The sequence below is a fragment of the Leptothermofonsia sp. ETS-13 genome (assembly GCF_049200465.1).
Taxonomy (GTDB): domain Bacteria; phylum Cyanobacteriota; class Cyanobacteriia; order Leptolyngbyales; family Leptolyngbyaceae; genus Leptothermofonsia.
In genome coordinates, this window is record NZ_CP120836.1 from 5,349,215 (window position 1) to 5,371,244 (window position 22,030).

The 22,030-nt window shown below is 50.4% G+C and carries 22 protein-coding genes; 2 read left to right on the plus strand and 20 right to left on the minus strand.

Features of this window, described 5'->3' with window-relative positions; genetic code table 11:
• Positions 1-108: 108 nt before the first annotated feature.
• The 3 genes from P4D80_RS24375 to P4D80_RS24385 form a co-directional block, all read right to left on the minus strand.
• Entirely contained in the window at positions 109-939 is an 831-nt protein-coding gene (locus P4D80_RS24375; protein WP_421656638.1) for a metal ABC transporter ATP-binding protein, read from the minus strand.
• 1 nt (position 940) lies between these two features.
• A complete protein-coding gene (locus P4D80_RS24380; protein WP_421656639.1) occupies positions 941-1,999 on the minus strand; it encodes a metal ABC transporter solute-binding protein, Zn/Mn family in 1,059 nt (352 codons plus the stop codon).
• Between the two features lie 862 nt (positions 2,000-2,861).
• Positions 2,862-3,581 (minus strand): precorrin-2 C(20)-methyltransferase, encoded by a 720-nt coding sequence (locus P4D80_RS24385; RefSeq protein WP_421656640.1) that lies wholly within the window; start codon positions 3,579-3,581, stop codon positions 2,862-2,864.
• A 343-nt stretch (positions 3,582-3,924) separates the two neighbouring features.
• Between P4D80_RS24385 and P4D80_RS24390 the strand changes: the two genes are divergently transcribed.
• A complete protein-coding gene (locus P4D80_RS24390) occupies positions 3,925-4,638 on the plus strand; it encodes a lipase family alpha/beta hydrolase (protein WP_421656641.1) in 714 nt (237 codons plus the stop codon).
• 279 nt (positions 4,639-4,917) lie between these two features.
• Here the strand turns inward: P4D80_RS24390 and P4D80_RS24395 are convergent, their stop codons facing one another.
• From P4D80_RS24395 to P4D80_RS24405, 3 genes are read right to left on the minus strand one after another with little or no spacing between them, the layout of a single operon-like run.
• On the minus strand, positions 4,918-5,619 hold the full coding sequence (locus tag P4D80_RS24395) for a carbonic anhydrase (RefSeq protein WP_421656642.1): 702 nt from the start codon (positions 5,617-5,619) through the stop codon (positions 4,918-4,920).
• A 15-nt stretch (positions 5,620-5,634) separates the two neighbouring features.
• Complete coding sequence (locus P4D80_RS24400) at positions 5,635-5,949, minus strand: P-II family nitrogen regulator (protein ID WP_421656643.1); 315 nt, start codon at positions 5,947-5,949, stop codon at positions 5,635-5,637.
• Positions 5,950-5,953: 4 nt separating this feature from the next.
• Positions 5,954-6,928 (minus strand): sodium-dependent bicarbonate transport family permease, encoded by a 975-nt coding sequence (locus P4D80_RS24405; RefSeq protein ID WP_421656644.1) that lies wholly within the window; start codon positions 6,926-6,928, stop codon positions 5,954-5,956.
• Between the two features lie 564 nt (positions 6,929-7,492).
• Here P4D80_RS24405 and P4D80_RS24410 point away from each other — a divergent pair.
• Positions 7,493-8,161, plus strand: coding sequence for a cytochrome b N-terminal domain-containing protein (locus tag P4D80_RS24410; protein ID WP_421656645.1), 669 nt, complete (start codon positions 7,493-7,495; stop codon positions 8,159-8,161).
• Here the strand turns inward: P4D80_RS24410 and P4D80_RS24415 are convergent.
• From P4D80_RS24415 to P4D80_RS24480, 14 genes are all read right to left on the minus strand, one after another.
• A complete protein-coding gene (locus tag P4D80_RS24415) occupies positions 8,121-10,043 on the minus strand; it encodes a cation:proton antiporter (RefSeq protein ID WP_421656646.1) in 1,923 nt (640 codons plus the stop codon). The genes P4D80_RS24410 and P4D80_RS24415 overlap by 41 nt on opposite strands.
• A 686-nt stretch (positions 10,044-10,729) precedes the next feature.
• A complete protein-coding gene (locus P4D80_RS24420; protein ID WP_421656647.1) occupies positions 10,730-10,957 on the minus strand; it encodes a tetratricopeptide repeat protein in 228 nt (75 codons plus the stop codon).
• A 206-nt stretch (positions 10,958-11,163) separates the two neighbouring features.
• On the minus strand, positions 11,164-11,346 hold the full coding sequence (locus P4D80_RS24425) for a hypothetical protein (protein ID WP_421656648.1): 183 nt from the start codon (positions 11,344-11,346) through the stop codon (positions 11,164-11,166).
• Positions 11,347-11,503: 157 nt separating this feature from the next.
• Positions 11,504-12,700: a murein transglycosylase A gene (locus P4D80_RS24430; RefSeq protein ID WP_421656649.1), complete on the minus strand. Its 1,197-nt coding sequence runs from the start codon at positions 12,698-12,700 to the stop codon at positions 11,504-11,506.
• Between the two features lie 28 nt (positions 12,701-12,728).
• Positions 12,729-13,049: a hypothetical protein gene (locus tag P4D80_RS24435; RefSeq protein WP_421656650.1), complete on the minus strand. Its 321-nt coding sequence runs from the start codon at positions 13,047-13,049 to the stop codon at positions 12,729-12,731.
• A gap of 104 nt (positions 13,050-13,153) precedes the next feature.
• Positions 13,154-13,921: a hypothetical protein gene (locus tag P4D80_RS24440; protein WP_421656651.1), complete on the minus strand. Its 768-nt coding sequence runs from the start codon at positions 13,919-13,921 to the stop codon at positions 13,154-13,156.
• Positions 13,922-14,789: 868 nt separating this feature from the next.
• Positions 14,790-15,623, minus strand: a complete 834-nt coding sequence (gene menB, locus P4D80_RS24445; protein ID WP_421656652.1) for a 1,4-dihydroxy-2-naphthoyl-CoA synthase — start codon at positions 15,621-15,623, stop codon at positions 14,790-14,792.
• Between the two features lie 428 nt (positions 15,624-16,051).
• Positions 16,052-17,797, minus strand: a complete 1,746-nt coding sequence (gene menD, locus P4D80_RS24450; protein ID WP_421656653.1) for a 2-succinyl-5-enolpyruvyl-6-hydroxy-3-cyclohexene-1-carboxylic-acid synthase — start codon at positions 17,795-17,797, stop codon at positions 16,052-16,054.
• A 174-nt stretch (positions 17,798-17,971) separates the two neighbouring features.
• Positions 17,972-18,577 carry an exopolysaccharide biosynthesis protein gene (locus P4D80_RS24455; RefSeq protein ID WP_421656654.1) on the minus strand — a complete coding sequence of 202 codons (606 nt, stop codon included), beginning with the start codon at positions 18,575-18,577 and terminating at the stop codon, positions 17,972-17,974.
• 184 nt (positions 18,578-18,761) lie between these two features.
• Positions 18,762-19,604 (minus strand): ABC transporter ATP-binding protein, encoded by an 843-nt coding sequence (locus P4D80_RS24460; RefSeq protein WP_421656655.1) that lies wholly within the window; start codon positions 19,602-19,604, stop codon positions 18,762-18,764.
• Between the two features lie 87 nt (positions 19,605-19,691).
• On the minus strand, positions 19,692-20,297 hold the full coding sequence (locus P4D80_RS24465; RefSeq protein WP_421656656.1) for an ABC transporter substrate-binding protein: 606 nt from the start codon (positions 20,295-20,297) through the stop codon (positions 19,692-19,694).
• Complete coding sequence (locus tag P4D80_RS24470; protein ID WP_421656657.1) at positions 20,297-21,133, minus strand: ABC transporter substrate-binding protein; 837 nt, start codon at positions 21,131-21,133, stop codon at positions 20,297-20,299. The genes P4D80_RS24465 and P4D80_RS24470 overlap by 1 nt, the downstream gene beginning before the upstream one ends.
• A gap of 121 nt (positions 21,134-21,254) precedes the next feature.
• Positions 21,255-21,692, minus strand: coding sequence for an ABC transporter permease subunit (locus P4D80_RS24475; protein ID WP_421659599.1), 438 nt, complete (start codon positions 21,690-21,692; stop codon positions 21,255-21,257).
• The gene (locus tag P4D80_RS24480; protein WP_421656658.1) at positions 21,599-22,015 is read right to left on the minus strand and encodes a hypothetical protein; all 417 of its coding nucleotides are present in this window, start codon (positions 22,013-22,015) and stop codon (positions 21,599-21,601) included. Before P4D80_RS24480 ends, P4D80_RS24475 begins: the two co-directional genes overlap by 94 nt.
• Positions 22,016-22,030: the final 15 nt, after the last annotated feature.

The window sequence follows — 22,030 nt, forward strand, 5'->3', positions numbered from 1 at the left end:
GTTCCGCAGTTATCGGGAGCTACTCAGAACTCAAAACTCACCTACTCATCCACCCCTCCACCCCTTTGCCTGTTATCTGTGACCTCCATCAAAACTCAAAACTTTTCTTTAATGCTGATGATAATACCGCCCGAAGGCTGGACCGTAGGTTATTAAAAGGTTTTGGGGAGAAAGGGCAAATTTGGGGCGACCGGAGCAAATGAGAGAGCGGTTCAGGCAGAGAACCTGATCACAGGTGCGGCTAACCATGTCGAGGTCGTGGGAGACTTGCAGTAACGTCCAGCCTTCTTCTAGCATGAGCGACCGCAACAGGTTGTAAAACTCTGCTTCGCCCTGCATATCCACCTCAGCGAATGCCTCATCCAGCACCAGCAACCGACGGGGCACAACAAGGCAATAGGCCAACAGCACTCGTTTCAGTTCTCCACCGCTCAAAGTACCAATCGCCTGCCGCCGCAGATGGTAAGCATTGACCCGTTGCAGAGCCTGGTTAACAGCCTCTGCTTTTTCTGAATCCGGTCGCCAGGGGAAGGCAAGCGCTAATGAGTCCGAAGGGGATAGGAAGAATTGTCGCTTGTGCCCTGACCTCTGACTCGTCCAACCCAATCCCACCAGTTCGCTCACCGAGATGGGAAATCCCCGGTCAAAGATGAAATTTTGTGGCATATAGCCGATTTGCTGGCGCAGATTTCCAAGGCGGGCGATCGGGCGACCAAAAATTTCAACCGTCCCTGCTGCACGGGGAATCAAATCCAGCATCGCCTGAACCAGAGTACTTTTGCCGGAACCATTAGGACCTACGATCGCCGTTGAAGTTCCGGGATACAACTCAAACGAAACATTCTGCACAGCCACATACTGTCCCCGCCGCACAGTTAAATTCTGCACCTTCACCACGGGAGTTTTTTCTTGATCCACATTGATTGAATATGCGCTCATACTACTTGAACGCCATTTCTAAAGTCTTTAAGTTCGACTGCATCGTCGTGAAATAGTAATTAGGGTCCAATTGCCCAGACTCTAAGGAGTCGAGCAGATATACCTTTAACCCCAGATCCTTAGAGATCCCTGTTAATAGCTTGTTGTCAACACCTGGCTCGCTAAAAAGAGCTTTGACATTGAACTGCTTTACAGTCGAAATCGTTTCCTGCACATCATTGGGAGAAAGTTGATCTTCAGGAATTGCTACGACCGCCTCTTGTTTGAGCTGGTAACGTTTTGCCAGGTAGGGAAAGGCATCATGGAACGTAATGAAGGTCCGGTTGCGATAAGGTTTCAAGGTCTGTTCAAACTGGTTATTGAGATCGGAAAGCTTTTGGATGTAGGCGGCAGCATTAGCCTTGTAAGCTGGCTCATTAGCTGGATCCGCTGCAACCAGGCCATCTCGAATATTTTCAACCTGTTTTTTGGCTAATATCGGGTCAAGCCAGACATGAGGATTTCCCCCGGTATGGACATGGGCATTTGCTTTTTCGTTGTCCTTCTCTTTGGTCGCATCGTGCCCCTGCCCTTTCTCATCAGCGTGATCATGGTCATGATCATGATTGCTGCCTTTCTCGCCCCCCGCTGCAACGGTTGGCGAAATTTCCTCAATTGGCTCAATCCCTGCACTGGCATCGATAACTTTCAGCTTTGGATTTTCAGTACTCTTGATCGTGTCCTCCAAAAATTCTTCGATGCCCAATCCATTTTTGACCACCACATCCGCCTGGGCAATCGCCTGCACATCTGCCGGAGTAGACTGGTATTCATGCACCTCTGTTCCCGGCTTGATCAAAATATCCACGTCTGCCGCATCCCCCGCGACTGCCTTAGTAAAAAGATAAACCGGCAGAAAGGTTGCTATCACCTTGATTTGCTTTCCCAATGAAGCATCCGTTTGGGTAGCCAATGGCGAATCCGAAGTTGCAGCCGTCTTCGTAAAACTGCATCCATTAGCTGCTATTAACGGCAGCAGCAGCGAAGCAATCACAAATCGTCGCAGGTCAAGGCGCACCATACTTTTTCTTCCAAAAGTGGAGGACAAAATTTTACGAGAACGATTCTTACGAGAACGATTATCATTCTATATTAAGAACGGATCTCATTCTAGTCCTCACTTAAGGAAAGAGGCCAGGAAGAAGAAGAAAGAAGAAGTCAGGAGTCGGGAGTTGGGGACCGGGGACCGGGGCTAGGGATCAGGTACAACTCAGAACTCATCTACGCATCCACCCTTTTGCCTGCTGCCTGTCGTCTGTTGCCTCCATTAACTCTTTTAACGGAGCCAGGATTTATAGATAGCCACCAGGCTTATAGCTCTACGCGGGTGCGTTAGGACATTGGAATTAGAGAGGGAGTAGGGGCTTTGCCCCCAGCCAAGGGTTCTACCCCTGCACCCCGTCCTAACCATAATGACTACCGCTATAGGACCAGGGGCAGAGGTGAAACTCCTGACTGGCGGCACAGCCCCCAACCCCCCTTAACGCCAATGTCCTAAGGATCATGGATTCAATAACACTGCATTCTTTAAGTGAACTGACCTCTCCCCCTTCCCCACTCCGACTTGGAGCAGGGTGCCAAAGGCGGGGTGAGGTTTTCGGAGTTATTTAGCTCTCATTCCTAAGCAACCTGGCGACAGCTATAAAAGCGCGGAGAAAAATCAAAAATAAAGACCAGCTCAAAAGCTGGCCTGATTGAAGTCAATACGTTGTTCTCTCATATTGGAGGAACCCCAACTGCGCGTTCCCAAACTTGCAGCGGGCTACTAATCAGAGTAATCCCCCATCAGAAAGTATTGTAACAAGATACACAAACTTTTCGTCATGAATCTTCACAGCATCATGACATAAATCTTTTTAATTCTTTTTAATATAAATTGGGAATTACCGGTCAGGACTTTCTGCCTGTACGACTAACAGAGAAAAATAGGGCAGAGCCAGATTGGGTTTATTTACTAAATCGTGATGAATTACCTGCCCAGGTTGGGTTGCCCGTTCCACTACATAGCTGTGTTCCAATAGCTCAAGTTCGTGTAAAACGTCCCAAACCTGTCGATAAACAGAACTGACTTTTAACAGTACGACGACCTCTGCCCACCGCAGGACATTCTTCAGGTCTGTTGCCGTGTAAAGGGCGGGCAAAATCACTAACCGTTGATGCCGTAGAGTAAGTGGTAATCCCAGTACAGCTGCGGCTGCCAGGGGAGAACTGACACCGGGAACAATCTGGATTTCCGCAGGGGGATACAGGTGCTGAAGGGTTTGCGCCAGGTAAGTGAAGGTGCTGTAGAAGCCCACATCCCCCTCGCAGGCAAAGGCAACATCTGCTCCCTGGCTCAGGTAATGCCATACCTGCCCAGCAGCGGCTTTCCAGGCTTGCATCAGCAAATGGTCATCCTGTATGTAGGGAAAGGTGAGGGGTAGCAGAACTTGCTCTTGCCGTAACCATTTAGTAATGATTTGTTGAGCAATCCCCGGTTGGCCTCTCACTCCGGCAGGAAATGCCACAACAGGAGATTGCTTAAGTAGACGCAACCCTTTGAGAGTTAGCAGTTCTGGATCACCTGGACCGACGCTAATGCCGTAAAGAGTCCCAACTGGCACGATAGAAAGATTTGAGGTTTCAGACCTTTGATTTTATCGCAGGGGGAGAGGGGTGGAGGGATGGGAAGTAATGGAGTAGTGGAATGATGGAGTAAAGAAACCTCACCCGATCGCCCCATTACCCGATCACTCCCTCACCCCTGACCCCTCGATCCTCATACCTCACTAACAACTATAGCTGTCGCCAACTTGCATAGGACCTTGGTTTTAAGGGGGTTGGGGGCTGCGTCCCCAGCCAGGGATTCCACCCCTGCAACCTGTCCTAAACCTGGTGGCTATAAGCTATAACAACCAACAACCCCTTCCCCGTCTTGCTGTAGATTAAGAGGGTGGATTTAATAATTTGTTACTTCAACCAACAGGTATGGCATTTCCAACGGTTATTTTGCCGGGTTACCTGGCCGGGGCAGCGGAATATGGCGCACTGGAACAGACTTTAAAAGCGAAGGGGATTGTTGCGTTCGTGGTACCAATCCGCTGGCATGACTGGTTGCAGACGTTGGGGGGGCGGTCGGTGACGCCAATTTTGCGATCGCTCGATGCCACGGTAAAACAGGTTCTCCAACAGTATGGAGCTACCAAAGTCAATCTGGTTGGACATTCAGCAGGAGGGTGGCTGTCCCGCATTTACCTGGGAGAAAAGCCCTACTGTATTCATCCGGGGGACACTGAGGACTGTGTCTGGAATGCCCGCTCGTCTGTTGCGACGCTGATTACCCTCGGCACTCCCCACACTAGTCTGGAACGGTGGACTCGCAAAAACCTGGATTTTGTTAACCTCAGCTACCCAGGGGCGTTTTACCCAGAGGTGCGCTACGTCTGCGTAGCGGGAAAAGCGGTGTATGGCGATCGCTTCAAAACCTGGCTCGCTTATAGCAGCTACAAACTAACCTGTGGGCAAGGCAATTGCTGGGGAGATGGCATCACCCCAATCGCTGCTGCCCATCTGGAACGAGCCGAGAACCTGGTTCTGGAAAACGCCCGACACTCGCCTAAGTCAGGACTGTGGTACGGTTCGCCTGAAATGGTTGAACGCTGGGTCGGTTATCTGAAATAAAGTATAGCCATCGCTAGGTTGCTCAGGGCATTGGTTTTAAGGGGGTATGGGGTGTGGAGCGCAGTCCCCAGCCAGGGGGGAACCCCTGTACCCTGTCCTAAACCTAGTAGCTATAGTTATAACCGAAAAGCTAATACGGAAAAATGAGGGAAAGAAATGATGAAGTGAAGAAGAGAAGAGGTAAAGCTTTATTGCTCTATCATTCCTTCACATCTTTCGTCTTCTAGCCTTTTTCCTCTTTTTTCTTTCCTCTTTTTTCTTCCTATTCCCCTGCTATCCTCAAACCAGTGCCACTTCCCCCGTGTCTAGGTCATAGCGTCCGCCAACCACTTTGAGTTTGCCTGCTGCAATTAGTTGAGTCAGGACAGGTGACTTCTGCTGCATTCGTTCGATCTGGTAGCGCACATTTTCGACCACAGCTAATTCAATCCGGTCGTCCGCAGTCTCTTTGACTCTGCCAACTGCAGGTTTGATGGCCTTTACCAGAGAGCCAATACTGCCAGGAAGGAGTTCATTTTGCACAGCAGCGGTGACAGCTCCACAACGTTCGTGGCCCAGTACCATAATCAGGGGAGTACCGAGTAAGGCTGCTGCGTACTCCAGACTGCCCAACACTTCTGGCGTTATGATATTTCCTGCCACTCGAATATCGAACAAATCGCCGACCCCGGCATCGAAAATGAGCTCAACGGGAACTCGCGAATCGGCACAGCTTAAAATCGTGGCAAAGGGGTGTTGGGCAGAAGCCACTTCTTGCAGGCGATTTGCCGACTGATGGGGATATTCTGGCTTGTGACGGACAAAGCGCTGGTTGCCTGCTAAAAGCTGTTGCAGGGCACTATTTGGGTTCAGTCCTGCATCGGCGTGGGCAGGATGGGTGTGCCAGGTTAGTCCCGCGATCGCTCCCATCATCCCACTTCCCATTACCCCCATGAGCCGCAAAAAATTCCGACGACCGATCAATCCATAAACCTGACTCATAACAATCTCAAACCCTTACATTGACGCGATACATCTCACCGAGCGAATCTCCATGACCTCAGAGATCCAGCAGGACCCACCAAACTTGTTTAGAATTGGGCGCACAACTTCCACAACCGACTTTGCCTTTTCGGGTGGGCAAAAAGCAATAACGTAGGCATTGTCCAGCATGGTGACGGAGGAATCATCGAACACAGTGCCCTTGATGCCTTTGCTCTCGACATTGTGGATCACGGTGTAGCTTGTCACTCCTGCCTTTTTTAAGGCTTCCACAATTTTTCCCATCTCCACAGAGTCGGAAATGATTTCGATACGTTTGACTGGATGCATGATTTTAGCTCCACAGCAAATGAATGCCGTATAGATACAGCGGTATACCTACAATGATATTGAAGGGAAAGGTTACAGCCAGGGCCGTCGAAATATATAGGCTGGGGTTCGCTTCAGGGACGGTTAACCGCATGGCGGCTGGAACAGCAATATAGGACGCACTTGCGCACAGCACCGAAAACAGTAGGGCATCGCCCTGGGGCATGTTGATCAGTCTGGCGATCAGTAACCCAATACTGGCGTTAAGGATTGGAATCAGAATGGCAAAGGAAATCAGAAAAGGGCCTGTTTTTTCCAGATCTTTTATTCTTTTGGCCGCCACTAGTCCCATATCCAGCAAGAAAAAGGTGAGAACACCATAAAACATATCCTGGGTAAAGGGCGACAATACCTGCCAGCCATGTTCGCCAGTCAGTACGCCAATGACAAGGCTGCCAACCAGCAAAAACACTGACCCATTCAAAAAGGCTTCTCGCAACACCTCCCCCCAGGAGAATTCGCGATCGCTATTTCGATCAGCCGTAAACAGATTGACCAGAATCAGTCCCACAATGATCGCCGGAGACTCCATCAAGGCAAGCGCCGCCACCATATAGCCGTCGAAATTGACATTGAGCTGCTGTAAAAACGAACTGGCCGTAATGAAAGTGACGGCGCTAATGGACCCATAGGTGGCTGCGATCGCCGCAGCATTGTAGGGATCAAGCCTCAGGCGCAGGATAAAAAATGTATAGACTGGTACGGCACAAGCCATCAGCATGGCAGCCAACATGGTCAAAAAGACCTCTTGCGTCACCCCACTTTTGACAAGTTCAACCCCTCCCTTAAATCCGATCGCGAACAGCAGGTAGAGAGAGAACAATTTAGGAATGGGGGGCGGAATTTCTAAATCTGATTTAACAAAAATGGCAGTCATCCCCAGAAAGAAAAACAAGACTGGTGGAGTCAGGATGTTGGAAAGAATCAAACTAACATCCATACCTGGCCTCCCACCGGAAACAATTAGGATTCAAAGTTGGTTTTTTAACCATGCCAGAACTAGTACGTGCGGCTTGCGTCACGAAAATGCACACGTAGGAACACTGTATGGCAAGAAGGGAAAACTTTTGTAGTTTTTTGTCCTGGAGATAGTTAAGAAGTCTGACAAAAGAACCCAAAGGTTGAGACTAGTCCTCCTATCAGACCCCACCGTTGCCAGGGCCGACCACTCTATCTTTAACCCCAAGTTCAAACGCCCCAGCTTAAGCTCAACTAACCGATCGCCAACTCCCCAAAGCAGGCTACAACGATTAGCTGTACGGGTGCAAGGTCATACGTTCCTACGATCAATCAATTGAGGCGGGAATTGATATAGCGGTAGTCATTATGGTTAGGACGGGGTGCAGGGGTTCCACCCCTGGCTGGGGGCGCAGCCCCCACTCCCTCTCTAATTCCAACGTCCTAACGCACCCGCGTAGAGCTATATAGCCCATCTGGATTTAGTCTTAAGATTTCGTTGGGATTAAGTTACAAAAATACATAATCTGAACAGCGGATACAGCCTATGAAAGACCTGGCCTTTGTTCTCCGACGGCTTTCGACGATTCTGGCAGTGGTGCTTCTTACCCTCACTCTCATCGCTGCCATTACGGGTATTCTGCTTGCGTTTTATTACGAGCCTGCGGCTGGTGGAGCCTACCAGTCCTTAAAACTGATAACTGACCAGGTGACAAACGGCTGGCTCGTCCGGACTCTACACGACATCGCCGGAAATGGAGTAATTGTGGTGGCATTGATTCAGATTGTGGTCATGTTTCTGGGTGAGCGGTTGCGCCCAAGCTGGCTGACAGCGTGGATCAGTGGCATTTTGTTTACCCTGGTGGCGATCGCTCTGAGCTGGACTGCCATTATCCTGGACTGGTCTCAGATAGGCTTCTGGCGGTTCAAGGTAGAGCTGGGCACAATTGAAGCGATTCCGTTGATTGGTTCGTCCCTCCGACAGATTCTGACTGGAGGCGGTGCTGTGGGTACGCTAACCGTCGCCCATATGTACACGTTGCATAGCTATGTCCTGGCGATGGCGGCAGTGGGGTTGGCGATCGTTCACCTGGCTGGACTTCTGTTGCAAGAACGGGAAATCCAGCAGGAGCCTGCCACCACTTCTGATTGTGACCCCAATACTAATGCGGTGGCTAATCGGTTCGGGCCTCCTCTAAAGCAGTTTCAGAACTAACCTGGGGTGGAAGGACATTCTCCACCTCAGGGATTTTTTCGGGCTTCAATTCCGTTTGGCTAGAGCCGGACAGCAACTTCAGCAATTTGGGCTTGGAGTCGTGTTTCAAGTAAATGAGGCGATCGCCCTCCTGCCATACCTCGTCGGCCAAAACTACCTGGAGACAACCATTTCGCTCCATTAACAAAGGCACCATTACCCCCTCTGCAATTAATTTTTGCAGATAGGCTTGCTGCTGCGCAAAGTCCTCTTCGCGCAGAACCGTTTCTCCCAGCTTCACCGAGCCATTACTGATGTACTGACTCCAGGTTTTGACCGAGACTTGGGGTGCAAAGGCCCGCCCAATCGTGAGCTTAGGATTCACAGTGACATTTTGTGGATCACCAGGAAACACCGCCAGCACATGGGGAGGACGAAATTCTTCAGCCGCCTGTTGGGCAATCACCAGGTTAACCTCTCCATTATTGGTCATGGACAGGAATGTCCCCATAGTTGCCACCCCTGCTTCTTCCAACACTTCTACATCTAGAGCGCTATTGATAAACACCCGAATATTTTCTTGCTCAGCCTGTTGCAAAACTTCTGGATCCGTATCAATCAATGCCACCGGCTCTCCCCGTTCAGCAAACAAGCGAGCCACGACTAGACTAAGCGGGTTACAACCCACAATCACCGCCCCTGTTGCCGATTTGAGATTCACCTGGAGCAGATTGGCGATGCTCTGAGCCGTCAACGCCTGAGAAACAACGGTTGTGATGATGGTCAAAAACACCAGGGCTTTAATCGACTCGCCGCCGCTGATACCCCGCTGGGTCAGTAGGATGGCAAACAACGAAGCCACCGATGCAGAAACGATGCCTCTGGGCGAAATCCAACATAAAAACAGCTTTTGCCGCCAGTTCAAGTTGCTGTTCCAGGTACAAACCCAAACATTAATTGGGCGCACGACAAACATGAGGGCAAGTACAGTGAATAATCCACCCCAACCGAGGGCAATCACCCCCGGAATTGATAAATCTGCTGCCAGAAGAATAAACAGAACCGAGACAGCCAGAATCGTAAGCTGTCCTTTGAATCGGCGGAGCAAGCGTTCTCCCGGAACGGCCAGAGCCCTCAAAACAATCCCGGCTGCCACCACAGCCATCAGCCCAGATTCGCTGCGAATTATCTGCGCCAGTCCATAGAAGCCCCACAGACCGGCTAAAACTACTAGTGTTTTCAAGTCGTCGGAAAGGAATGCTGCCCGTTTAAGGATAAATCCCATCATCCACCCCCCAGCTACGCCAATCCCTCCACCGATACCAAGGCGCAGGATCAACCCGCTTGTAACATTTAAGGGGTCAGCATCTCCATTGAGCAGAACGTTGAGAACCACCACGGCCAGAATTGCCCCTACTGGATCGATCAAAACTCCTTCCCCTTCCAGTAGGGTGGCGACTTCCCGGTCAACCTTAACCTGGCGTAGCAGGGGATTGATCACAGTGGGACCAGTCACCACCACCAGGGAAGCGTAAAGAAAGGCGATCGCCCAGGGAAACTCACTCAACCAGTGGGCAGCCATTCCCCCACCCAGCAGCGTGATCAGTGTCCCAACCGTCACCAGGTTGCGCAAGCTGCCAGAAACCCTGCCCAAATCACGCAATTGTAGATTAAAGCCGCCTTCAAATAAGATCACAGCCACCAGCAGGGAGACAATGACTTCTAAACCCACTCCTAGGCGATCGGGGTTCAGTAAACCCGACACACTGGGACCCAACAGCACCCCAAACAGCAGCAAAAGCACAATGCCGGGAAGCTTGAGAAACTCTGCTAGCACCTGTGCGCCAATCCCTGCAACTACCGTCAGGATCATCTGCAAGGTTATGTCTAACGGTGCTTCCATAGAGGCATCAAAGGCAGAAGGCAGAGGGTAGAAGGCGAGCTCTGAAAGATTTCTTCTATAGCGTCCTTTTTGAAATTTGAACGAGGTGCAGGGGTTCTACCCCCTCCACCCCCGAATCTATCTTCAATTTAATTTTGTCCAATTACTTATATCGTTGTCTGAGTCATCAGGCAAGGCGATAATTTCGTCTTCAATCAGTCCTGGTAAGTGTTTGGTCTGAACGTGAAATATTCCTCGCCTCAATCTGCCACAGAGGTAGATCATGCGGACATTCCGGTAAAGGGGTTAGGGCGATCGCAACGAATGGGCATCTCAAGGCTGTAGTCTTCTTCGACACAGAGTTGACGGAGTTCAGTAAAGGCATGAGCTAATGAATGGTCTTGTTGTTCTGCTTACCATGTAAGAAACGTTTGAAACAGTTCAGCGGGAATTACAGCAGCAACCCGGGGGGTGTTCTAGAAACGGTGCTCTGACTCCTTGAAACCCTAATTCCCTCCCTCCCCCTTCCAGGATTGCCACAAAAAATTTGACAAACCCGCAACCGGATGGTTGTGTTCATAAATTAGCTGTGGATTCTGTTTAGCTGCACTGACAATTTCGAGAAAATACTGCTGTGCTGTTTCAATCTTCCAATTTATTCGCTCTTACCCTCTTCTGCTGAATGGTTCAATTGTGCTATAAGGGGTTCACACTCTCTGGAGGGGAATGCCAAGCTGGGTGGAGAGTACCAACGCCTGCTGACAATACTCTAACGCCACTGCACTCTCGCCTAATTGTTGATGGAGTTCTGCCAAATTTATGAGAGCTTTGGCTTCATCAGCTTTACCACCAATCTCTCGAAAAATTTCTAATGCGGTTTGGTTGTTGGTCAAGGAGTCTGAATACTGTTCCAGTTTTAACTGTGCGGCTCCCATGTTATAGCTCTACGCAGGTGCGTTAGGACATTGGAATTAGAGAGGGAGTGGGGGCTGCGCCCCCAGCCAGGGGTGGAACCCCTGTACCCTGTCCTAACCATAATGACTACTGCTATAACTCGCGCTGTACCTTGATCGTGGCGCTGAATAGCTCGCTGCATTTCCAGATCATAGCCAGTAGCAGAATTACCTCGGCAGCTTCAAAGCTAGTGTTTGATCTGCGCGTCCCGTTCGGTTCCCGCTTTGATCGCGCGATCGTGCCATACTTGAATCTTTCCCTGGCGCTTCAGGTTCGCCAGATGATCACCCAGTTTTTCTCGCAGGTCTTCATCTTTGTGGGAGTAGGAGATGAAAACACTGAGTGGTGGTGGGCTGGTTTGGTTGGGCATAGGGGCAGACTGTCGTGATCGCCGATCAATTCCTGACCAGACTTAAATGCTCAAGCGATTGGTAGCTCAAGCGATGCCAAATTTTCTCTAATCCTAGTCAATCACTGAGTTCGCTGCCAATTGATAACTGCTCTCACTTTGATGGAAAGTTCTGAAGTTACTTCAGCAACAGGTAATAAAGTTTGCCAGGGGAATTGATCAGACCGGCGCGATCGCCCGCCGTTTTCCCCGTTCCCATGAAAATATCAACCCGTCCTGGCCCCTGAATTGCGCCACCCGTGTCCTGATCCAGTACATAGCGGGTAACGGGATGTTGTTCTAACTGTCCAGTCTCATTGAGATAGGGAATTTGGGTCTGAATTAACGCCAGCGCACCGGGAGGAAAGAGGGTCTTGTCGGTTGCAATGGAGCGTTCGGGTGTGACCGGAACTCCCAGGCTTCCCGTTGCAGGCATTCCACCCGTTTCCTTAAAAAACACAAACCTTTGATTGCGCGGCAGGTAAACATCCAGGTCGGCTGGATTTTTCTGGAAGTACTGGATCACGGCAGGCAAGGATAATTCTTCTTGCCGGATCTTGCCTGCTTTCACCAGTTCCTTACCCAGACTGGTGTAGGGGTAATTGGTGTGCCCTGCATAGCCAACAGTCATTGTGGTGCCATCGGTCAAGCGCAGGCGGGCAGACCCCTGCACCTGAATCAGGTAAGCTTCCAGGCGATCGCGCAACCAGACCAGTTCCAACCCGCGTAGCTTGCCCTGAGAGAACTGTAACCCATCTACTCCTTCCAGCTGCGATCGCGTAGGGTGAGGTCGTTTCCACCCTGACAGGTCGGGGGGCTGGCGATAGATGGGGTAGCGGAACTGGCGATCCGGTCTGCGACTGGCCAGGTGAACAGGTTCAAAGTAACCTGTGAAGGAAACCGTCCCCTGACCATCTTTACCAGTGGACTGGTAAAAGGTAAACTCCCGTTCAATCGCTGATTGAAACTCAGCAGGCGATCGCGTGTAGAGCAGCAACTGCCGGAACCGCCGCAAACTTCGTTCAACGCGTTGACGAGTGATGCCTGCCATCAAATACCGACGGTAATCTTCAGCCGCACGAGCGGTCTGCAAGTAGCGCAAACTGTGATCAACCGCCGCCAGCAAAGCCTGACGATCGCCCGATCTCTTTCCCCAGCCCCAGATTTGCTCATCTACGCCAGGGCGATCGCTCAACTGAACCCTAACCAGTGGTTTAGAAGCCGTTAAAGGCTGGGATTGAACCTCAGGCTTAATTTGGGAGACGGTTGGTAATGCAGTTCCCAGCAGAACCGCTGCGGTCAGCCCCCAAAACCCATTCCACTTCACAATCCCCATCCGTTCATTCCAACCAGGTCACAGATGCTCAATACCGCTCCACGCTTGAGCTGTACACCGGCTCTACCCGAATCCCCAACACACTGGAAGGGCGTAGCACCATGTACTCTCCCTGAATGTTTTTGATCGGCACCGTAATAAAGTCATGGGAAGTGGCTTTGGGCATCAACTCGCCACTGTACCACTTCTGGAAATCCTGAATCGTGGAGAAACGGACTTCTTCCCGGTGCCCTCCCTGAATTAAGATGTGAACAGCATACTCGGTCGGTGTCCGGGCATATTTGCTTCTTTTTTGCTCGCCACTGGTCGCCGCACTGTTTCCCTGGGCTGGATTGATGTTTCCTGTCATAGCGCGTTTCCCTTGCCTGTATGACCTTCACAATTATCTACGCAGTCTCGTTCAATGAACTCACTTTTCCCAGGAAAGGTTTGAAAATATCGTTATTAGTTGATTTACGAGAATAAACTAAATCGTTGGAGATGGGTTTGCACCAGGGAAGATAGGGATTTGCGTAGCTGCGCCCGATCCTTAAACACCAATCGATTTTGACTGGGCAGGTCGAACGGGAAAAAGCCAGGCATGTCTGGCCGCTCCATCTGCATCAGTAGAATTTGCTCTTTGTGCTTGCACTGAAGCGCGTAACCAACCTCAACACACACTCTGGGACTGGGAATCAATTGGGGGGGAGAGCCACTGTTTTGAGCGATCGCTGTCCCATCTGCAATAAACAGAAGGCTTTGACGAATCAATCGCATCAGGGAGCTATTAAGACGGGTGGGACCATCCGTGGGGCGATGGGATTCTTTGAGGGTGAGAGGAAGACGCGATCGCGAATTCAACTTATCAATCGAACTCTGCAATTCTTCGCGCAAAATCTCACTGGACTCAGCAAATTCGTTTTGATAACAGAGAAAGATAATTGGCTCTAAATGAGCCATTCCATCCTGTTTTGAAAAGTAAATCTCGTGGCTACACAAATCAATATTGGCGATGATATAACCACCGCTTCCTTCAATATAAAATTCAACAGGCTCCCCCTCTAAATAGCGTTGAAACCAGACTGACTGCTTTACTTCTTCACTATCATTCAAAAAATCAGCCCTAAGTCCTGATTTCAACAAACTATTCTTACTCAAGCGTAGGTCATGGGGGCGTTTTTCTAACTCCTTGATCGGCTCATACTCCTGGAGATACCAGGCTTTCAGGGCAATAATAGCCATTACACACTCTGCCTCGTGGGTTTAAAACTACAACAGCACCCAACTTCCTACTCCTTGAGTGATTTCCCCTCCTTCACCTATTGTATATAGAGATGAACTGATTGCACACTCTATGAAAACACAAACCAATCAGCTTCAGAGCTCCCATTCTACTAGCTGGAGAAATATCAAGTTTCGACTTGGATGCTGTTGTGGTTCGACGAGACAGATATTAAGTGAAACAGCTCTTTTTACCTCTTTAACTAACGTGGACTTGGCTGTTCATCTGCCAGGGAAGCTTGTTAGCTTCAATTACAACAATAGCAAACTCCGAATTAGAATCAAGACCATGAAAACAAAATTTACTTTTTAGGGATCAGGCAATCAATTACTGTTTCAAAGCCTTTGAAAAGTAACTCTATCAGGATTTTTATCTCAGGTAGCTCCTCTTTATCCAAGTGTTTAGTATGCTAGCTAATCACCTTTGAACTGAAGACAATTCCCTCCTTTATAAGGAACTATTCTAAAAATCAACCCTATATACAGCGTTAAGAGGGTTAGAAGTTAGACAAATAGCCCTACTCGTGGACAAAAACGGTCCTTTGAGTAAGCTATCAACAGAAAATTCTCTATCAATATTTTGAGCAGGGAATTACTTTTGAAAAAGCACAAAATCCAGGAATATCCGTAAAGTGCTTAGTAATTAGATTGAAAAGTTTTTACTTATCGTAAGAACCGATATATAAGCTCGTAAATTGAGATTTCCATGACAGAGGAGGCGGTTTGGTGTGGGAGGTGAAGGGGATGGGGGGATGGGAGATGGAGTGAGGAACCTTCACCCTATCACTCCATCACCCCTCACTCAACTAACAACTAACAACTTCTACCCTTACGGAAGCCAGGGATACTGGCGAAAGTCCGGCGATCGCTTCTCCAGAAAGGCTTGTTTGCCTTCGGCTCCTTCTTCGGTCATGTAGTAGAGCAGGGTTGCGTTTCCGGCGAGTTCCTGTAGTCCAACCTGGCCGTCACAGTCAGCGTTAAAGGCGGCTTTGAGGCAACGGATGGCGATCGGGCTTTTTTCCAAAATTTCCCTGGCCCACTGAATTCCTTCAGCTTCAAGCTGCTCGACTGGTACCACGCAATTCACTAAACCCATCTCCAGTGCTTGTTTGGCATTGTACTGGCGACAGAGATACCAGATTTCCCTGGCTTTCTTCTGTCCCACAATGCGTGCCAGGTAGCTGGCCCCAAACCCACCATCAAAGCTACCCACCTTGGGGCCGGACTGCCCAAAGATGGCATTATCGGCGGCGATCGTCAGGTCACAAAGAATATGCAGAACATGCCCCCCTCCAATTGCGTATCCCGCTACCAGCGCAATCACCACCTTCGGCATAGAACGAATCAGGCGTTGCAAATCCAGCACATTCAAACGGGGCATCCCCTCTTCATCCACATACCCCCCGTATCCTCTGACACTCTGATCCCCCCCCGCGCAGAAAGCATACTTTCCATCTGTGTGGGGTCCTGCCCCAGTAAACAGCACCACCCCAATGCGAGTGTCCTCTCTGGCATTGGAAAAAGCGTCGTACAGCTCAAACACGGTCTTAGGGCGAAACGCATTGCGCTTATGGGGACGGTTAATGGTAATTTTGGCGATTCCGTCCGCCTTGTGGTAAAGGATGTCTTCGTAAGTCTTAGCAACCTGCCAATCAATATGCATGGGAGTTACGGATTGTTGTTAGTTATTAAGTTATTAGTGAAAGTTATTAGTGAAGTGAGGAGAGAGGAAAGAAGAAAGAGGAAAGAAGTCAGAGCCAGGAGGCAGGAGCTCGAAGAGGATAGGGAAATGAGGAGCAGGAGGCAGGAACCAGGGACTGGGAACTAAGGGGCCAGGGATGAGGGGTTGGGGAAAACTTAAGAGTGTTTTAGAAATGGGGGTGTTCTAGAAACGGGGCTCTGACTCCTTGAAACCCTGATTCCCTTGTCCCCCTTTCCAGGATTGCCACAAAACAATTGACAAACTCCAGGGTAAAGGGTTGTTCCATTCATCACCCATCACTCCATCACCTATCCACTCATCCACCCATCCACCTATCCACTCCTTTCCCCTCCTGACTCCTGACCCCTAACTTCTGGCTCCTCCGCAGTTTAAGTAGTCAAACCTGCGGCAAATGCCTCTAAATTATTCTGACGCCAAAGCGCATCTGCTTTTCGACTTGTACGAATTTCCAGGACTCGAATTCCGTCTAAAGGCAGGGATTTGAGTCGTCTCTCTAGCTGGTTCCAACTAGTAATCAGCTCGTGTTCGATGCCGTAGGTGGTGCAGAGATGGGCAAAATTGACCGATTGGGGAGTAGCAAAGAAGGTTTCGAAGGGGGGTTCAAATTGTGAAATGGGGAGCATCTCAAAAATGCCGCCTCCGTTGTTGTCAATCAGCACAATGGTGAGGTGGCCGGAGAACCGACTTCTGAGCAAAAAACCATTGGTGTCATGCAGGAGTGCTAGATCGCCAGTTAGCATAACGCTGCTCTGCTGGCGGTGAGCAATTCCCAGCGCGGTGGAAAGGCTGCCGTCGATTCCGTTGACGCCTCGGTTGAAGAAGGGTTTAATTTTTGAACTTCCGGGTGCCCAGAAAAATTCAATGTCTCGTACAGGCATACTGCTGCTAATGAACAGGGGCGTTTCAGGGGGCAAAACCTTTGAGAGGAGCCAGGCAACTTTGCACTCAAATAGAAATTCTGTTTCTGCCATGGTTTGGTCTAGTATCCGCCGAGCCTGGGCTTCAGCGACTCGCCAGAGTTCCAGATAGGAACTGGAGGGTTTGGTAGATTTGGGAATGAGTTTGGCAAAGGCTTCGATGGACAGGTGCAGGTTGGTTGTTTTGCCGTGTAAGGGGTCGAGGTTACGCCCACTGGCATCCACTACCCACTGACGCGGCTGAATGGTTGCCAGCCAGGTGCGTAATTGTTTACTGGTAGGCATTTCACCTAATCGAATCACCACCTCAGGTTGCAATTTCTCTGCCAGGGTGGGATTTCGCAGGATCAGATCGTAGGTGGAAATGAGGTTGGGATTGAGATTCGCGTAGTTGCGCAGAGGGGAAAGCCCTTCTGCCAGGACGGGATAGCCGAGGGTACGGGCAAGGTGGGCGATCGCCCGACAATAGTGTTCTGGCGATGGGGGTTGAACTGGGCCTGCAATGATCAGACCGTGGGGCGGAAAGGAGGGGAGGGTCGGTAAGGGGGTAGGGGGAAGAGTGACGGGGGCTGGTTGAAGGGAAACTACGGCAGCAAAAAAGTTTTCCTGATCAAAGGTTTTGGCAAGTGCTTCGGCTTCCGGTTGGGGCAGGGGAGCCAACGGGTCTCGGAAGGGGAGATTGAGATGAACCGGACCAGGAACTGGATAGAGCGATCGCTCCCAGGCGTGGATGACAGTTTGTCGCAAGTAGGCCAGCATCGATCCTTCCAGCGACGGCAGAGCCAGTTCTGCCTGCCAGTTTGGGTAATGGCCGTACAACTTTTGCTGATCGATCGCCTGCCCTGCATTGCAATCCCTTAGTTCTGGGGGGCGATCGGCTGTGAGTACCAGTAAAGGAACCCCACTCTCCCGGGCTTCAATCACCGCCGGATAAAAGTTTGCCCCAGCAGTTCCTGAGGTGCAAACCAGCACGACTGGAAGTTTGCTCTGGCGAGCTATCCCCAGAGCAAAGAAGGCAGCCGAGCGCTCATCCAGCACTGGAATGGCTTCAATTTCAGGATGATTGGCAAAGGCAATTGCCAGCGGTGCAGAGCGCGACCCAGGGCAAACGATAGCGGTGGTCAACCCTAACAAGTGTAGGGTTTCTGCCAGGATAGAAGTCCAGATGAGGTTCGTGTTTCTGAAATCGATCGACATGAATCGGACAATAGGCGAGGGAAAATCCGGTTTGGGTAAGATTCCCAGCCTATAGCCTATCGCCAATTAGTCGTATCCAAATCGCAGAATTTTGGGTTCTACGAGAGGAAAAGGCAGCGATGCTTTTCTCTCCTACCCTAAAGATCAGGGAACCCCTTTGAGCTGTTTGAGTAATCAGCTAAACAGGTTTTGGATTAGAGTGGGTGAGATCCAGAGGGCATAGGCAATGCCAATGACGAGTAGAGTAATGGCGATCGTCAGGCCATAGGCAATACACATTAGCAGGCCATCTTCTTCTAAGGTGGCAACTGCCAGCAACAAAATACCAACCGTCGGAATTGGGTTGGTAAAGGGGATGGGTAACATCAATAGAAAAGCCAGCCAGGCAATACAGATGCCGTTGAGCTGCCAGATGTGATGGCTCTCAGCCAGCCAACGGAATCGGGGCCGGGCAATTTTTTCCAGGAAGCTGGTTAGTCGTTGCAAGGTGTTGAGCAGGTTGAGAACCAGCCAGTTGGGGAATTTGAGTTGGGCAATTTGCTTTGGGAGCCAGGGAGATTTGCGCCCCAGTGCCATTTGCAATGCCAGGATAAGACAGCCAAACCCCAGAGGTCCAGCAAACCCCGGTGGCATGGGCAGCAAAAATGGGAGAGCCAGCAAACCAATGATGAGGCTAAACCCGCGTTCTGAAGTTTCCGCCGTAATATCTCGCAGAGTCAATGGTTTTTCTGCCAGCAGTTTTAACAGGGCTGCGAGGTCTTGCGAAAATCTCAGATGCATGAACAGGGGCAAGCGCGGAAACAACCGATTACACTCTAATCCAGGAGGTCTGCGATCGTCATTAGTCTATTGGGGTGAGATCTGGGCGTTGCTGAATTTGGGTATGAAATAGGTGCTGTATGCTCGAAACTTCGTTTCGATTCACACTGCTTTTCAGCAACGCCGAGATCTGGTTGTTTCTCCTTCATTCCTCATCACTATTGAAATAGTGATCTAAAAAGCTGAGTGCATGATTACGCAAGTCGTAGTATTCGGGAGATTCTCGCAACTGCTGGCGATCGCGGGGACGGCTGAAGGGCACCTCCAAAATTTCGCCAATCTGGGCGGATGGTCCATTGGTCATCATAACGATTCGGTCGGACATATAAATCGCCTCATCGACATCGTGGGTCACCATCATGACCGCCTGACGATGGCTTTCCCAGATGTCCAGTACCTGCTTTTGTAATTTGCCGCGTGTCAGGGCATCAAGGGCACCAAACGGTTCATCCATTAGTAACATCTTCGGTCGAATAGCAAGGGCGCGGGCAATACCAACCCGCTGTTTCATACCACCTGAAATTTCATCGGGATATTTGTTCGCTGCCGCTGTCAAATTCACCATTGCCAGGTGTTCATTGACGATGCGAGCTTTTTCGCTGCTGGAGAGCCCTTCGAGGACTTCATCCACCGCCAACCGCACATTCTCGCGCACCGTCAGCCAGGGCAGCAAAGAGTAATGTTGAAAAACCATCATGCGATCGCACCCCGGTTTGCGAATTTCCTTACCTTCCAGCGTCACCAGGCCAGAAGTTGCCCGCTCCAAACCCGCCACAATCTTGAGCAAGGTTGACTTACCGCAACCGGAATGCCCAATTAATGAAACGAATTCATCTTCCTGTACATCGAGGCTGACATTATCCAACACAACAAATGCTCCACCATCGGGAGTTGGATAGGCTTTCATTAGATTTTCAATCTTCAAAAACTCAGATTCAGTCGCTTTTTTAGAGTAAAGGCTGGCGGAGTGCAATGTTGATTTCACCATGATGTCTCCTATGAGTGCGGGGAGTAACGGGTAAGGGTAGGGGTTGTTAGTTGGAGAGGGGAGAGGGTTCCACCCCTGCACCCCGTCCTAAGCCTGGTGGCTATAGGTATAAATCCTAGTTGGGCGGTTTGCCCGAATTTCAAAGCTGTTGAGATAACCGATTGGGTCGCTGGGGTCAAAGCCTTTTTGATCGATAAACACTTCGGGAGTTTCAACTTTGTAATCTTCTTTGGGGCATTCGATTCCCGTATCGGCGGCAACTTCGCGATAGAGGTCGGTTCGCCATCCGGTTGTGGCCAGTTCTTCGGCATTGGCGGGAAATTCTTTGATCTGTCCCCAGCGGGCGGCCTGGGTCATGAGCCAGATACTGTGCGATCGCCACAGAAAAGTGGAGTGCTCTCCAGGCAGTTTGGGAAGGTTGCTGGGGAAGTCGAAAAAGATGGTCGTGTCTTCTGATTTCACGGTGCGGTCTTTGCTATCAAAGCCACCATAGTTGTATTCCCCTAAAATGGCTGGGCGTGTGAATTGATCAATCGGTCCTGTTTTGGGTCTTGCGCCCGTAAAGGAGCGATTGGTGATGAGTTGGGCCACTTCTTCCTGGTTTTCCGGCTTGCTGCAATACTGGCAGGCTTCAATCATGGCTTTGAGCAGGGCACGGTAGGTTTTGGGATAGTTTTGGATAAACGGTTCCATCACGCCCAACAGCGATCGGGATGCCCAGTCCAGACTTCCTTACCCTGGGCAAAGGTAAATCCAACCCCTGCGTTGCCGGTAATGGCGCGGGTATTCCAGGGCTCGGCCACCATGTAACCCTGCATGGCCCTAATACGGACATTGGTCACCATTTGCGGCGGTGGAATGATGATAATGCGAAATTCCTTATCGGGTTCTACTCCAGCGGCGGCGGAAATGTAGCGAATGAAATATTCATAAATTGAGGAACTGAGGACCACGGCCCAGACCCGGTTTTCCAGTGGCTGGCTTTCAAAAAAGTCGCGAAACTGCTGGCCGAACGCTTCCAGGTTGCCGTTGTATTCGTACCAGGGGCGCAGGCCAAAATCCCACATGGTTTTGTTCATGGTCATGGCGTTGCCGTGGCGGTGGATGGTCATTCCCGCACACAAGGGGGCATGGCGGGCTCCCTCGGCTCCAATCCGGGCGTTGTTGACTGCACCAGAGACAACGGGTGCAGCATCCAACCGTCCAAAAATAATGCCATCACGCGATGTGGCCCAACTGGCTTCCCGGCTCAAACGCACGTTCAGTCCATATTTACGGAAGAACCCTTTCTGCCAGGCGATCGCAAACGGAGCACAATCATTCACGGGGACATAGCCTACAGTGATATCCGGCTTTTCCGGATAATCCACGTCTCCTGGTTTGACCACAGGCTGAATGGCTCTCGCTTCTTCGGTCAAGCCCTGAGCGGAGCGATCAGCCCGAATCTGGCAGGACGAAAATGCACCAATAGCGGCTGTTGCCCCCATCCCCAGCATGAATTTTCGTCGTGTCCAATTCGGTTGGCTCATCGTTAATGACTGGATATGCTTGGATGTTGCAGTAGCAATCAATCAGGGTAGAGTAGCAATCAATCAGGGTAGAGTGGATGCTAATCGCCGTAGCCACCAGCTAACAGCCAATCGCTAATCCCTAAGAATTTGAAGTTGCGGGGCGGCGGTGGGTGACCAGTGCCTGGATCTGGACGATCGCAAAATCCAGTAATAGACCAGTCAGACCAATCACCAACACCGCCAGAAACACCGAACTGAGGTTCAAACGGCTCCATTCATCCCAGACGAAGAAGCCAATCCCAATTCCCCCCGTCAGCATTTCCACAGCAACAATCACCAGCCACGCAATTCCCACACTGATCCGTAAGCCAGTAAAAATGTAAGGCAGACTGGCAGGCAAAATAATTTTGTAGATCTGGCGCCAGCGGGGCATTTCCAGTACGCGGGCGACATCAATAAAGTCTTGGGAAACGCTAGAAACCCCTAAGGCGGTATTAATGATGGTCGGCCATAGCGACGTGATGAAAATGACGAAGATGGCAGAAGGATCGGCCAGATTGAAAATAGCAAGGGCGATACCGGCCTGAGAATTTGAATCAGCGGATTCAACGCCAGCATCATAGGGCGAGACATCCCAATCAAAAACCCAACCGGAATGGCAACCAGTGCCCCCAGTAAAAAACTAATCAGCACCCGTCGCAAACTGGCAATCAAGAGCCAGCCAATGCCTAAATCCCCTGGCCCCCGCTGGTAAAAGGGATGCAGAATAAAGTCCAGATTGTTGACCAAAGCTTCAAACGGTGTGGGCATCAACTCTCGCCGGAACAGGGCGATCGCCCACCAGAGCAAAATAATGCCTAAAAAGCCGAGGGCAGGCAGAATAACGGTATCTCGCGCCAATAACGCTTTGGAATT